Source organism: Mycobacterium sp. NPDC050441, assembly GCF_040655355.1.
Taxonomy (GTDB): domain Bacteria; phylum Actinomycetota; class Actinomycetes; order Mycobacteriales; family Mycobacteriaceae; genus Mycobacterium.
In genome coordinates, this window is record NZ_JBFAJS010000007.1 from 455,397 (window position 1) to 467,683 (window position 12,287).

Annotated in this window: 15 protein-coding genes, 2 tRNA genes and 1 pseudogene; 7 read left to right on the top strand and 11 right to left on the bottom strand. The window is 66.8% G+C overall.

The genetic code is table 11. The features are described from left to right. Window positions 1-28: 28 nt before the first annotated feature. Window positions 29-1,906 (bottom strand): alkyl sulfatase dimerization domain-containing protein, encoded by a 1,878-nt coding sequence (locus tag AB0I14_RS22960; protein WP_358026275.1) that lies wholly within the window; start codon window positions 1,904-1,906, stop codon window positions 29-31. A gap of 65 nt (window positions 1,907-1,971) precedes the next feature. Continuing rightward, complete coding sequence (locus AB0I14_RS22965) at window positions 1,972-2,472, bottom strand: metallophosphoesterase (RefSeq protein ID WP_358026278.1); 501 nt, start codon at window positions 2,470-2,472, stop codon at window positions 1,972-1,974. Window positions 2,473-2,565: 93 nt separating this feature from the next. On the opposite strand from AB0I14_RS22965, the gene AB0I14_RS22970 reads away from it, so the two are divergent. Together AB0I14_RS22970 and AB0I14_RS22975 are read left to right on the top strand one after the other, a co-directional pair. Further along, window positions 2,566-2,922, top strand: coding sequence for a Fe-S protein (locus tag AB0I14_RS22970; protein WP_358026281.1), 357 nt, complete (start codon window positions 2,566-2,568; stop codon window positions 2,920-2,922). Between the two features lie 104 nt (window positions 2,923-3,026). After that, window positions 3,027-3,440 (top strand): hypothetical protein, encoded by a 414-nt coding sequence (locus tag AB0I14_RS22975; RefSeq protein WP_358026283.1) that lies wholly within the window; start codon window positions 3,027-3,029, stop codon window positions 3,438-3,440. Between the two features lie 165 nt (window positions 3,441-3,605). Here AB0I14_RS22975 and AB0I14_RS22980 read toward each other — a convergent pair. Both AB0I14_RS22980 and AB0I14_RS22985 read right to left on the bottom strand, forming a co-directional pair. Continuing rightward, a tRNA-Arg gene (locus AB0I14_RS22980) sits at window positions 3,606-3,678 on the bottom strand. Window positions 3,679-3,715: 37 nt separating this feature from the next. After that, window positions 3,716-3,807: transfer RNA gene (locus AB0I14_RS22985), tRNA-Ser, on the bottom strand. Between the two features lie 88 nt (window positions 3,808-3,895). Here AB0I14_RS22985 and hisC point away from each other — a divergent pair. Together hisC and AB0I14_RS22995 are read left to right on the top strand one after the other, a co-directional pair. After that, the gene (hisC, locus tag AB0I14_RS22990) at window positions 3,896-4,978 is read left to right on the top strand and encodes a histidinol-phosphate transaminase (RefSeq protein ID WP_358026286.1); all 1,083 of its coding nucleotides are present in this window, start codon (window positions 3,896-3,898) and stop codon (window positions 4,976-4,978) included. Continuing rightward, window positions 4,975-5,448, top strand: coding sequence for a DUF4334 domain-containing protein (locus AB0I14_RS22995; RefSeq protein WP_358026288.1), 474 nt, complete (start codon window positions 4,975-4,977; stop codon window positions 5,446-5,448). The genes hisC and AB0I14_RS22995 overlap by 4 nt, the downstream gene beginning before the upstream one ends. Here the strand turns inward: AB0I14_RS22995 and AB0I14_RS23000 are convergent. Next, a complete protein-coding gene (locus AB0I14_RS23000) occupies window positions 5,445-5,990 on the bottom strand; it encodes a TIGR03086 family metal-binding protein (RefSeq protein ID WP_358026291.1) in 546 nt (181 codons plus the stop codon). The genes AB0I14_RS22995 and AB0I14_RS23000 overlap by 4 nt on opposite strands. Window positions 5,991-6,009: 19 nt before the next feature. Here AB0I14_RS23000 and AB0I14_RS23005 point away from each other — a divergent pair, with 19 nt between their 5' ends. After that, window positions 6,010-6,825, top strand: coding sequence for a crotonase/enoyl-CoA hydratase family protein (locus AB0I14_RS23005; RefSeq protein WP_358026294.1), 816 nt, complete (start codon window positions 6,010-6,012; stop codon window positions 6,823-6,825). On the opposite strand, the gene AB0I14_RS23010 is transcribed toward AB0I14_RS23005, so the two are convergent. Further along, window positions 6,812-7,720 carry an NAD(P)-dependent oxidoreductase gene (locus tag AB0I14_RS23010; RefSeq protein ID WP_358026297.1) on the bottom strand — a complete coding sequence of 303 codons (909 nt, stop codon included), beginning with the start codon at window positions 7,718-7,720 and terminating at the stop codon, window positions 6,812-6,814. The genes AB0I14_RS23005 and AB0I14_RS23010 overlap by 14 nt on opposite strands. Further along, a complete protein-coding gene (locus AB0I14_RS23015; RefSeq protein ID WP_358026299.1) occupies window positions 7,721-8,143 on the bottom strand; it encodes a hypothetical protein in 423 nt (140 codons plus the stop codon). It abuts the gene before it with no gap. Between the two features lie 46 nt (window positions 8,144-8,189). On the opposite strand from AB0I14_RS23015, the pseudogene AB0I14_RS23020 reads away from it, so the two are divergent. Then, window positions 8,190-8,390 (top strand): annotated as a pseudogene (locus AB0I14_RS23020) (GntR family transcriptional regulator); the annotation flags it as partial. 290 nt (window positions 8,391-8,680) lie between these two features. Next, window positions 8,681-9,565, top strand: coding sequence for a PLP-dependent aminotransferase family protein (locus AB0I14_RS23025; protein WP_358026426.1), 885 nt, complete (start codon window positions 8,681-8,683; stop codon window positions 9,563-9,565). Between the two features lie 39 nt (window positions 9,566-9,604). Here the strand turns inward: AB0I14_RS23025 and AB0I14_RS23030 are convergent, their stop codons facing one another. From AB0I14_RS23030 to AB0I14_RS23045, 4 genes are all read right to left on the bottom strand, one after another. Next, window positions 9,605-10,093, bottom strand: a complete 489-nt coding sequence (locus tag AB0I14_RS23030) for a DUF1877 family protein (RefSeq protein WP_358026302.1) — start codon at window positions 10,091-10,093, stop codon at window positions 9,605-9,607. A gap of 157 nt (window positions 10,094-10,250) precedes the next feature. Beyond that, window positions 10,251-10,400, bottom strand: coding sequence for a hypothetical protein (locus AB0I14_RS23035; RefSeq protein WP_358026305.1), 150 nt, complete (start codon window positions 10,398-10,400; stop codon window positions 10,251-10,253). A gap of 58 nt (window positions 10,401-10,458) precedes the next feature. Next, window positions 10,459-11,154 (bottom strand): cutinase family protein, encoded by a 696-nt coding sequence (locus AB0I14_RS23040; protein WP_358026428.1) that lies wholly within the window; start codon window positions 11,152-11,154, stop codon window positions 10,459-10,461. Window positions 11,155-11,323: 169 nt separating this feature from the next. Then, complete coding sequence (locus tag AB0I14_RS23045; protein WP_358026307.1) at window positions 11,324-12,241, bottom strand: acyl-ACP desaturase; 918 nt, start codon at window positions 12,239-12,241, stop codon at window positions 11,324-11,326. Window positions 12,242-12,287 lie beyond the last annotated feature (46 nt).

Consider the following 12,287-nt stretch of genomic DNA (forward strand, 5'->3'; position numbering starts at 1 on the left):
GTCTATATAAGTAGGTGTTGTGTTCACCTCATGGTGTGACGATGTTGAAGTCCGGGTCGGGCCGATCCAGGGCGGCCAACAGCGCGGGCAGGGCACTGGCGCCACCGGCGACCTCGAGGCCCGGTGAAGTGGCATCACCCGCCGCGAAGGCCAGCAGCCGCAACTTGTTCGCCAGCTTCACCGTGGTCAGCGCACTCGTCTCGTCAGCGTCGGCCTTGCGGTAGACCAGCACCCCGTTGCGGACCGTCAGGCGGTAATTGGTTGCCTTGTCGAGGAAGGTCACGTCGATCGCCAGGTCCAGATTCCAGGCCAGCGGCCCGTTGAGGCTGATCGCGAGGACGTCGAACATCTGCTCCGGACTCAGCTGGGCCAGCATCGTCGGCGCGGTGATCTGCCCGGCGGTACCGAACTTGCCCTGCCGCAACTCGGTCGCGCCGGCCAGGAAGAAGTTGCGCCACGTGGCGTTCTCCGCACCGTAGGCGAGCTGTTCGAAGGTATCCGCGTAGAGCGCACGTGCTGCGGCGTGCTCGGCATCGGTGAACATCACATGGTCCAGAAGGGTTGCCGCCCAGCGGTAATCACCTTCATCGAAGGCCTTACCGGCCAGTTCGACGACCCGGTCGGCGCCGCCCATCGCCTCGACGTAGCGGGGCGCGATCGCTTCGGGCGGGTGCGGCCACAACCGGCCGGGATTGCCGTCGAACCATCCCATGTACCGCTGGTAGATCGCCTTGACGTTGTGGTTGACCGAGCCGTAGTAGCCGTGGGCGTGCCAAGCCTTCTCCAGTGCGGGCGGGAGCTGGAACTGCTCGGCGATCTCGACGCCGGTGTAGCCCTGGTTGAGCTGGCGCAACGTCTGATCGTGCAGGTAGGCGTACAGATCCCGTTGCAGCGACAGGAATTCGACGATCCGCTCGCGGCCCCAGGTCGGCCAGTGGTGCGAGGCGAAAACCACGTCGGCGCGGTCGGCAAAGGTGTCGATGGCCTCGGTCAGGTACCCCGCCCACCCGTGCGGATCACGTACCAGCGCACCGCGAAGGGTCAGCAGGTTGTGCAGATTGTGGGTGGCATTCTCGGCCATGCACAGGGCCCGGAACTTGGGAAAGTAGAAGTGCATCTCGGCCGGTGCTTCGGTACCGGGCGCCATCTGGAACTCGATCTCGACACCGTCGATGGTGTGCCGCTCCCCGGTGTGGCGAATATCGATCGTCGGCACGATCATCGCCACCTCGCCGGTGGACGTGCTCTGCCCCAACCCGCAGCCGACCTGCCCCTGCGGGCCACGATCCAGCAGCGCGCCGTACATATAGGTGGCGCGCCGGGTCATGGCGGTGCCGGCGTAGACGTTCTCCTGCACGGCGTGTTCGACAAAACCCTCGGGCGCCAGCACCGCGACCTTGCCCGCATCGACGTCGGCCTGATTGGTGACACCGAGCACGCCGCCGAAGTGGTCGCCGTGGCTGTGCGTGTAGATGACTGCGACGACGGGCCGGTCGCCGCGGTGCTCGCGGTACAGCCCGAACGCGGCCGCGGCGACCTCGGTGGAGATCAACGGGTCGACGACGATGACGCCGGTATCGCCCTCGATGAAGCTGATGTTCGAGATGTCCAGCCCGCGGACCTGATAGATGCCCTCGACCACTTCGTAAAGGCCCTGTTTGGCGCACAGCTGCGACTGGCGCCACAGGCTCGGATGTACCGACGGCGGCGCGTCCCCTTTGAGGAAGGCGTAGGCGTCGTTGTCCCACACCACGGTTCCGTCAGCGGATCTCACCACACACGGATCGAGCGCGGCGATGAAACCGCGGTCGGTGTCTTCGAAGTCCCTGGTGTCCTCGAACGGCAGGTCTTTCAGGTGCGCACGGTGGGCGGCCTCGATGACGTCGGCAGGTGGCTTCTGTTCCATACCGTCGAGCGTGCCACCTCATGCAGTCGGCGTCACGGCACCGCGAACCTGACCCGCGGGTTCGGTCACGGCCGATCGAGAGTGTGCAGGCTGACGTCGGACAACACTCCGGCGGCGATGCGGGCCGTCATGTAGGTGCAGTACGGTTGCCGGCGGCGGTCGGTCGGCGAGCCCGGATTCAACAGGCGCAGACCCGTTTTCGCGGTCGTGTCCCATGGGATGTGGCTGTGGCCGAAGACCAGGACGTCGGTTCCGGGGTAGTCCCTGGCCATCCGGGCCTCCCGCCCGGTGGCCGCACCGGTCTCGTGCACGACGGTCAATCGCAGGCCGTCCAAGGTCACGTCGGCACGCTCGGGCAGCCGCCTGCGCAACTCGGCCCCGTCATTGTTGCCCCAGCAGCCGACCAGATGCGCTGCGCGTGAACTGAGCGCATCGAGCAGGGCGGGATCGACCCAATCACCGGCGTGGACAACGACATCCGCCTGGTCCACCTCGTCCCACACCTGAGCCGGCAGATCTGTGGCGCGCTTGGGTACATGGGTATCGGCGATCAGCAGCAGCCGCATGCCAGCCGAGCCTACGTGACCGATGCCGATGAGCCTGGAAGCACACCGACTGGTTCAGGCACCCCGCGCCGCCGCGGCGCTTACACTCCGACCATGGATCTACTACGCAACGTAGTTGTATATGCACATCTGCTCGGCTTCGCAGTGATGGTCGGCGCCTGGATCGCCGAAGCCGCGGCCCGACGCTTTCTGATCACCCCTGTGATGACCTACGGCATGACGCTGTCGCTCATCACCGGCCTGGCCCTGGCCGCACCGTGGCCGGCCGGCATCGTGCTGAACTACCCCAAACTCGGCACCAAGCTGATCATCCTGGTGGCGCTCGGCGCGGTGCTGGGCATCGGCACCGCGCGGCAGCGTCGCGCGGGCGGCCAACCGGTCATGCCGCTCTTCATCGCTGCCGGCGTACTGCCCCTGCTCGCATCGGCGATCGCGGTGCTGTGGAACTGAGGCCCCAGGCGCGAATCTGAGCTGAACCTGAGACATTCCCGTAAAGTTAACTGGCAAAGAACAATTGTCGGCAGGTACGGGAATCAATGGGTCACAGACACGCCATGGCAACCGCCAGGGTCATGCGCACGGCGGCATTCACCGGATGCGGATCACCGCACGGTGACGCCCACCTGCGCGCCAGGACCCGTCCCGCGGAGTCCGCACGTCAAGCCCACCACGGCGTGTTCGAGAGGCCGCGGCAACGCCGCTACATCGGACAGCTGAAGACCTCGACATCCACGGTGGCCGGCCGGTCACCGTGGATGAACGATCGCGTCACCGTGCTGCGCGGCTTCCTCGCCGATCTGCATGGGCTGCACCTCCCGCTGGAGCTGGCCCGGGTCCAGGTGGCCGGTCACGTCGAACTCCTGGTCTCCGTGCTGCGGCTGGACCGTCAGACCGCGCGTCAGTTCGTCACCGACGACGTACTGCGCGAGATGGCCGTCGACATCGCCAACGCCGTCGCCTCTGAGTAAGCCCCCTCGGGCCTCAGCCGACGCCGAGAGCGACGTCAGGTTTGTTGTTTCGCACGAATCACAGCCCTGGTGTCGATCTCGATGCACCAAGGCTCCGCCGACATGGCACCCCCGAAGAAAACAAATCGAGGCGCGGTCCGCAGACCGCGCCTCGATTTCTATGCGTGCGCCCGAAGGGATTCGAACCCCTAACCTTCTGATCCGTAGTCAGATGCTCTATCCGTTGAGCTACGGGCGCCTAGCGTTATTCAGTTGTGCGGTTGACAAGTCAACCGTGGCGGAGGCGAGAGGATTTGAACCTCCGGTCCCCTTTAAGGGGGACAACTCATTAGCAGTGAGTCCCATTCGGCCGCTCTGGCACGCCTCCTTTGAACTTCTGTGAGGGTACCGGACTCCGTCCTGTCGCCCGAAACCGCCGAGGGCACACAGTACACAGCCTCCCCTATTCTGGCCAAGTGAGTATCCGATTGCGCCCCGAAATGGCCGACCTCCCGGCGTATGCACCAGGCAAAACAGTTCCGGGCGCAATCAAGATCGCGAGCAACGAAACCGTGTTTCCGCCGCTTCCCAGCGTGCGCGAGGCGATCCTGCGCGCCACCGAGAACATCAACCGCTACCCCGACAACGGATACCTTGACCTGCGCGAACACCTGGCCAAACACGTCGGCTTCGCGCCCGAGAACGTCGCTGTGGGCTGCGGTTCGGTGAGCTTGTGCCAGCAGTTGATACAAATCACATCCACCGTCGGCGACGAAGTCGTGTTCGGGTGGCGCAGTTTCGAGATCTATCCGCTGCAGATCCGCACCGCCGGCGCGACCGGCGTCCCGGTGCCGTTGCGTGATGAGACTCACGATCTCGACGCCATGCTCGCGGCGATCACCGACCGCACCCGGCTGATCTTCGTCTGCAACCCGAACAACCCGACTTCCACCGTGGTCGAACCCGAGGCGCTCGCCCGGTTCGTCGCGGCGGTACCCGACGACATCCTGATCGTGCTCGACGAGGCGTACGTGGAGTACATCCGCGACGGGCTGCTGCCCGACAGCTTCGGCCTGGTCCGGTCGCACCGCAATGTGGTTGTTCTGCGCACCTTCTCGAAGGCCTACGGGCTGGCCGGCATGCGGGTGGGGTACGCGGTGGCCGATCCGGAGATCGTGACCGCGCTGGGCAAGGTCTACGTGCCGTTCAGTGCGACGAGCGTGTCCCAGGCCGCGGCCATCGCCAGCCTGGAAGCCGCCGACGAACTCCTCGCCCGCACCGACGCCGTCGTCGCCGAGCGCATCCGCGTCAGCGCGGCACTGCGTGACGCGGGATTCGAGCTCCCGCCCTCTCAGGCCAACTTCGTCTGGTTGCCGTTGGCCGAACGCACCCTGGACTTCGTGGCCAGGGCCGCCGACAACCGCATCATCGTGCGCCCGTACGGTGAGGACGGCGTGCGGGTCACCATCGGGGCCCCGCACGAGAACGACGCCTTTCTGGAGTTCGCCCGGGGCTGGATCGCGGGTGACGCCGGGACTCGGACAGGAGAGACCAAGTGAGCGACGCACGCGGCACGTTCGACGGATTCGTCAGCCGCGAGGGGCAGATCCCCGACGCCGAACTCGACGCGTTCTGGGCGCTGCTGCGGCCCGCCGGCATCGACTTCATGCTCGGCGAGTGGAAGGGCGGCGAATTCCAGACCGGGCACAAGGCCAACGGATTCATGAACCGGCTCAACTGGTTCGGTAAGACGTTCCGCTCGGCCGCCGAGGCCCAGCCGCTCGTGTGCCTGGACGCCGACGGCAACAAGTTCTCCAACACCGAGGCCATGAACGGCGAGGCCAGCCTGTGGCTGGAGGAGTTCCGCGGCGAGGTGACCGCGACCATGGTCTACGACGGCCGCCCCGTGCACGACCACTTCAAGGTGGTCGACGACAACACCGTCATGGGCATCATGAACGGCAAGGGCGCGGTCGACGCCACCTCGGGCGTCGCCCGCTACCTGTACTTCTACCTGCAGCGCGTCTAGTCCGTCGGCCGGCGGCCGGTGAACGCCAGCAACCGGTCCAGCGGCAGTGCGTCTGCGCCGATCTCGACCGGGTCGTCGAAGCCGGCGCGCACGCGCCCGTCCGGCGTGATGATCTCCCGCGCCCACCCCAGGACGCACTCCGGTTGCTGATCCGGCACGTCGACCGTCTGCCCGGTGGCCGCGGCGTAATCCCAGGCGTGCACCAGGAATTCCAGCGACAGGATCCGGGCCATCATCCGCGCGGGCGCCTCGCCTTGCCCGAACGGCACCGCGCCATCGACCCCGCGCCGTCGCCATGCCGCCACGGCCGGCCGCGCCGCGTTGATCACCTGGTCCTCCACCGAGGTGCCGGGGTCGCGTTCGGGAATCTGCGCCCCGGCCGCCGAGCCGATCACGGTGATCGAGTTCAGGAGATGGTCCGTCAGCCCCGCCACGTCGAACTCGCGACACGGTGTCGGCCTGGACAGATCATCTGCGGTGATGCCGTGCAGCACGCGTTGCAGCACGTCGAGCGTGGCCTCGGCACTATCGAGTTCCTCCATACTCGGTAGTGTCCACTCCATGACCGACACGTACGAGTCCCTTTCCATCGAGACCAAGGATCACGTCGCCCAGGTGACGTTGCTCGGTCCCGGCAAGGGCAACGCGATGGGTCCGGCGTTCTGGGCCGAGTTGCCCGACGTGTTCGGCACCCTCGACGCCGACCCCGAAGTGCGCGCGATCGTGCTGACCGGCTCCGGCAAGAACTTCAGCTACGGCCTCGACCTTCCCGCAATGGGTGCGACGATGCCCGGCCTGGACGCCGGCGCGAAAGCCCGGGCCGACTTTCACACCACGCTGCGGAAGATGCAGGGCGCGATCACGGCCGTCGCCGATTGCCGCACCCCGACCATCGCCTCGATCCACGGCTGGTGCATCGGCGGCGGCGTCGACCTGATCAGCGCCGTGGACATCCGCTACGCCAGCGCCGACGCCAAGTTCTCGGTGCGCGAGACCAAGCTGGCCATCGTCGCCGACGTCGGCAGCCTGGCGCGCCTGCCGCTGATCCTGTCCGACGGACATCTGCGGGAGCTGGTCCTGACCGGCAAGGACATTGATGCCGCGCGGGCCGAGAAGATCGGTCTGGTCAACGACGTGCACGCCGACGCCGACGCCTCGTTGGCGGCCGCACACGCCACGGCAGCCGAGATCGCCACCAACCCGCCGCTGACCGTCGCCGGGGTCAAGGACGTGCTCGACCAGCAGCGCACCGCCGGGGTCGCCGAGAGCCTGCGATACGTGGCCGCATGGAATTCGGCGTTCCTGCCGTCGAAGGATCTGGCCGAGGCGGTCACCGCGATGTTCCAGAAGCGCCCGCCCCAGTTCACCGGGGAATAGGCGTCCAGCCGAGCTCAGCCTTGGCCTTCGCGTTGGACAGGGGCAGCCAGGCCGTGCCGAACGCGGTGGCCGGATAGGGCGCGACCAATCCGACCAGCCGGTGCGAAATCGGCCAGGGTCGCGGCCGGTTCAGCTTCGCGTTGAGTTCCCGGACGTAATCGCCGAAGGACTGCGGCCGGTCGTCGACGATGTTGTAGATCTGCCCACCCCGGCCCTTGTCGAGCCCGTCGGCGGTCGCCCGGGCGACGTCGTCGATGTGCACCCACGACAGCACCCCGGTCCCGGTCATCGCTGGCACGGCCCACCACTTGGCCAGCCGGCGGAACAGATCGTCGTGGGTGACGCCGGGACCGTAGAAAACGCCGTAGCGCAACACGATTCCCTCGGTACCGCTGCGCTCCCCTGACGTCAACACGTCACGTTCCATCCCCCGCAACGCAGCCAGCATCTGTTCGCCGCCGCGCGGCGGCGGACCCGGGTACGGGTCGGTCTCGTCGATCAGTCGAGGTCCGGTCGATCCGTACCCGTACGCGAAGATCACCGATTCGGCGACCACGCGGCGGACTCCGGCCCGCTGGGCGGCGGCCATCAGATTGCCGGCACCCCGGCTCCACAACTCTCTGGCCGGCTCGAAGTCCTTCATCCGCTTGGGACCCAACTTGGGCAGCGTGGTCAGCAGGCTGACCACGGCCTCGGGGTTGAATTCGGCCATCACAGAGTCGATCTGGCCCGCATCGAGGACGTCGGCCACCACCGGCTTGGCACCCTCGGCGGAGATCTTGGCGGTCTTGCCGGGTGACCGGGTCACCCCGATCACCTCATGGCCGCGTGCGTTGAGCTCACGCAGCAACGGGATCCCCGGGACACTGGTTGCACCCGCCACCAGGACGCGCATCTATGGTTCTCCTGCCTTCTCGTCGGAAATGCTGATACGCAAGGCGATTGCCAGCAGGACCGTGGTCACCACCAGGCCCCCGGCCTCCAGCCAGCCGACCCAGCTGCCGGCGGCGTGGTGGGTGTCGATCAGGTGACTCAACGAATGCAGCGCCCAGTGCACGGTGGCAAAAGCCAGTGCGGGCACGCGCCAGCGCGGCCACTTGAGGGCGGCCAGCATCATCAACCCGAGCGGCAGTTCAAAGGACGCGTTGTCCAGGATGTAGTGATCGTTGCGCGTGCCGAACGCGCCGAGGGTGTCGAAGAACGTGCCCGGCGCCAGCAGCATGAACAGACCGAGGCTCACCGAGTAGACACCGAACACCGCGAGGACCACCTCGGGGTAGCGCCGAGTGTGCGTGACCGGGGGCGCGGCGTTGGCCATGCCATCACATTAACGCCGCAGTGGTCTCCGAGTAGGCTCCAATTCCATGGCAGATTCGGGTACCAGTTCCGGTCCGGAGCTGCTGGTCGCCCTGGACCGGGACAGCAAGACGCCGTTGCACCGCCAACTCGCCGACGGGCTGCGCGACGCCATCCGTTCCGGCCGGTTGGCCCCCGCCTCGCGCATGCCGTCCACCCGCGTGCTGTCCGCCGACCTCGGGGTGTCCAGACGGCTCGTTGTCGAGGCCTACGGGCAACTGACGGCAGAGGGATTCCTGCACAGCAGCCAGGGCGGCAGCACCCGGGTAGCGTCCGTCGACGCTGCCCCCGCGAACCATGTTCATCCCGAACGGACCCGTTCCCGCTTCGACATCGATTTCGCCCCCGGCTCACCGGATCTCGCCAGCTTCCCGCGTCAGGCCTGGCTCCGCGCCATGCGCCAGGGCCTGGCCGAGATCGAATCCAGCGCATTCGGTTACGCGGCCCCGCACGGGCCGCCCGGACCGCGGTGGCCGACTACCTGCGGCGTACCCGCGGCGTGGTCGCCGACCCACGCGGCATCGTGTTGTGCTCTGGCGCAACGCAAGCCATCGCGCTGCTCGCCCGATGCCTGGACGGGCCGATCGCGGTGGAGGACCCGGGATTCTGGCTACACCGAATGATCCTGCGACACAACGGCACCGAACCGATCCCCATCCCGGTGGACGACGACGGCATCGACGTCGGTGCACTGGCCGCCACCGACGCCACCGCGGTGCTGACCACCCCGGCCCACCAATCTCCGACCGGGGTGGTGCTCTCGGCCGCCCGGCGGACCGAACTACTGGAATGGGCCCAACCCGGACGGTTGATCATCGAGGACGACTACGACGCCGAGTACCGCTACGACCGGGCGCCGGTGGGCGCACTGCAAGGGGTCGCGCCGGATCGCGTGGTGTACCTCGGCTCGACCAGCAAGACATTGGCCCCCGGACTGCGGATCGGCTGGATGGTCATACCGGCCCATCTGATCGATCGGGTCCGAACCGCGAAAAGCCTTGCCGACACCGGGGGTTCGGTGATGGATCAGATCGCGTTCGCCCAATTCCTGACCTCCGGCGCCTACGACCGTCACCTACGTCAGATGCGCCGGCGCTATCCGGCCCGACGCGACGCACTGCTGGCAGCATTGTCGCGGCACCTACCCCAGGCCGAGGTTCTCGGTGCGGCCGCCGGCGTACACCTGACCGTGCGATTCCCGGCCGGCTTCCCCATCGACGACCTGACCCGTCGCGCCGCCGAATTACGCATCCGACTGGAGCCACTGGCCCCGTGCTACGCCGATCCCGCGACCGCGCCGCCCGGGTTGATCCTGGGCTATGCGAACCTCACCGAATCCCAGATCGCAACGGGCGTGGAACTACTCGGCAAGGCTGCGCACTGAGCTTCTGACCGCCAGAGAGCATGCGCTCGGGCGCGTGCCCTACCCCCACACCGTGAATACGACGTGCTGCCGCTCGGCTGCGGCCGATGCGAAGAACTCGCGCAGCCCCGCGAGCATTGCGAGGGCGTAGACCTGTTCGTCGTCGCCGTACTCGGGATTGCGCAACTCGGGTGGCATGAGCCCGTAGGCGCTGACGAACGCCTCGTCATCGAGCGTCGCAAGATAGGCGGCGACCTCGGCGGCCTCGGCCGGGTTGAGATGGGTGACCCAGCACTCCTCGTCGTCCTGCTGCAGCGCACGGGCGCCGCCGATCACACCGCGGGCCGGCCACTCACCGTCGTCGCCCGCCGGCGCAAGCGCGCACGCGATCGGATCCCAGGCCTTGTCGGTCTCGCACGCCTGCGCCCAGACCTCGTCGTCGGCTTCGAGGGCACCGATCACTTCATGCAGGCGTTCATCGTCGCCGACAACGCCTAGCACGCGCTCGGCCTCGGCGTCGCGTAGACGGAAGTGAACTCCGAGCTCCATGGTCCCCCGATCTTTCGCGCACGGCACGCGTGATCGCCAATCTAGCGGGCGCCCACCTGATCGAGCGGATCAGACCCGCCAAAAGCCTTGCCGACACCGGCAGTTCGGTAATCCAGAGACCGCGCCACCCGGGCCGCTCCCGGGCTACGCCAGATGGTCAGCCGGCCTGTTTGGCCGACTTCCGCTCGGCGAGCTTGTACTTCACAAGAGCGACCAGCGCCTTGGGATTGCGCGCGAACGCGCCTGCGGCCTGAAAGTACAGCTTTGCCTTCTGGCCTGCCGTCAACTGCTGCTCTTGTTCCGTCACTGAATCTCCCCTATCCGAGAACGTGATCGAACAGTAGCGTGCGTCGGCTCCGGGGTTCCTACCGCCCGGAGGCCTGGTCGACACCCTGGTCCGCCCGCTTGACGCCCAGCTTGCCGACCACATAGTCCGCCGCCTGATCCGTCAACCCGTTGGCGGCGTACAAGTTGTGCGCATTGTTGTCGCTGCCGGTGGGTGAGCACACCGGGTCCTCCGGGATACACAGGTCATCAGTCTTGGCGGTGTACCGGGAACCGACCGTGATCGGCGGCGCACCGGTGTAGATCATCTGCAGGAAGCCACTCGACGGTTTGCCGAACAGGGCCACCGCGGCGACATGGTCGGCCACCTCCGCGGGCAGCGGGCCACTGATGCTCGGCGGCAACACGAACCCCTGCGGCACCGAATCCTCGGTGAGGTAAGCGGTCACCGCTGCACCCTGCGAGAAACCGCCCAGCACGATCTTTGTGTCGGGGCAGGCCGCCACCGTCGCCCTGACCTTGTTGCTCGCGTCGGCGACGCCGTCGGCCGCAGTCGCAAAGTCAAGTGACGCCGGGTAATTCACCGCGTAGACATCGACGGACTTCCCGCCCGTCCTGGCCTGCAGCGCGTTCACGAACGCATCCCCGACGCCCCCGGCTCCCGGCGGCTCGAAGGTGCCCCGCGCGAAGACCACCTGGACGTCCGCACACGATTCCGCAGAAGCCTGACCGGCAGCGGCGATACACCCACCCGCCACGAACACCGACGACGCCATCGCCGCCAACCAACGACCAATCCGGTTCATTTTCGACCCCACACTCGTTTCGACCCGCGACAACTTTTCGTACCAACTACTCCTCGATACCCAAGATCAAGGCCGGACGAATCTCTCCGGGTGTGTGATGTATGACACGTTTACCGGACACGGAGGGGTCTTCGATTTGCTACGAGGCGGCCCCGACGCGCTGGCGCTCGCGCTTTTCCTCGTAGAACCGGGCCCGTTCATCGACCACGTCGAGGAACTGTGCGAGCTCCTCGCGGGCCTTCTCACCTTCGGGCCCGAAATCGGTTCGATCGAAGATCCGCCAGAACCGCAACACCGGCTGCACCACGTCGTCGTGATGGACACGCAGGTCGTAGATGCCGGCCTTGGCGATGGTGATCGCGTTCTGTGCGAAGTCGGCCATTCCTTGACCCGGCATCGCGAAGTTCACCACCTCATCGCGGATCGCGGTCATCGAGGCGTCGGGCGCAATATCCAGCGCTGCCGCCATGAGATTGCGGTAGAAGACCATGTGGAGGTTCTCGTCGGCGGCTACCCGCGCGAGCAACTGATCGGCGATGGGGCAACCGGACGCCCGCCCGGTGTTGCGGTGCGATACCCGGGTGGCCAGCTCCTGGAACGACACATAGGCCAGCGCCGCAAGCGGCGTCTTGTCACCGGAGTCGTACCCGGCCACCGTATGGGTCATGCGAAGACGTTCCAGGGCAACGGGATCCACTCCGCGCGTGACGACGAGGTAATCGCGCAGCGCGATGCTGTGACGGCCCTCTTCGGCCGTCCATTGCCCCACCCAAGTGCCCCACGCGCCGTCGCGGGAGAACCGCGTGGCGATCTCACGGTGATAGGAGGGCAGGTTGTCCTCGGTCAGCAGGTTGACCGTCATCGCCACCTTGGCCACATGGTCCAACGGCGAGTCCTCGGGCTGCCAGTCTTCTCCGTCCAGGAAGGCGAAGTCGCGCCCTCGGCTCCACGGGACGTAGTCGTGCGGAAACCATTCCCGCGCCATCGACAGATGGCGATCGAGGTTGCTCGCGACTACCGGCTCCAGCTCGTGAAGCAATCCGGCCTGGGTGTCCATTTCCAGTCCTCCCAACGTGTTGGCTGCGCATCGACATCCGCGCGCC

Coding starts and splice junctions, on each gene's coding strand:
- AB0I14_RS22960 (WP_358026275.1), bottom strand. CDS start 1,906: ATGGAACAGAAGCCACCTGCCGACGTCATCGAGGCCGCCCACCGTGCG.
- AB0I14_RS22965 (WP_358026278.1), bottom strand. CDS start 2,472: ATGCGGCTGCTGCTGATCGCCGATACCCATGTACCCAAGCGCGCCACA.
- AB0I14_RS22970 (WP_358026281.1), top strand. CDS start 2,566: ATGGATCTACTACGCAACGTAGTTGTATATGCACATCTGCTCGGCTTC.
- AB0I14_RS22975 (WP_358026283.1), top strand. CDS start 3,027: ATGGCAACCGCCAGGGTCATGCGCACGGCGGCATTCACCGGATGCGGA.
- AB0I14_RS23000 (WP_358026291.1), bottom strand. CDS start 5,990: ATGGAGGAACTCGATAGTGCCGAGGCCACGCTCGACGTGCTGCAACGC.
- AB0I14_RS23005 (WP_358026294.1), top strand. CDS start 6,010: ATGACCGACACGTACGAGTCCCTTTCCATCGAGACCAAGGATCACGTC.
- AB0I14_RS23010 (WP_358026297.1), bottom strand. CDS start 7,720: ATGCGCGTCCTGGTGGCGGGTGCAACCAGTGTCCCGGGGATCCCGTTG.
- AB0I14_RS23015 (WP_358026299.1), bottom strand. CDS start 8,143: ATGGCCAACGCCGCGCCCCCGGTCACGCACACTCGGCGCTACCCCGAG.
- AB0I14_RS23030 (WP_358026302.1), bottom strand. CDS start 10,093: ATGGAGCTCGGAGTTCACTTCCGTCTACGCGACGCCGAGGCCGAGCGC.
- AB0I14_RS23040 (WP_358026428.1), bottom strand. CDS start 11,154: ATGGCGTCGTCGGTGTTCGTGGCGGGTGGGTGTATCGCCGCTGCCGGT.
- AB0I14_RS23045 (WP_358026307.1), bottom strand. CDS start 12,241: ATGGACACCCAGGCCGGATTGCTTCACGAGCTGGAGCCGGTAGTCGCG.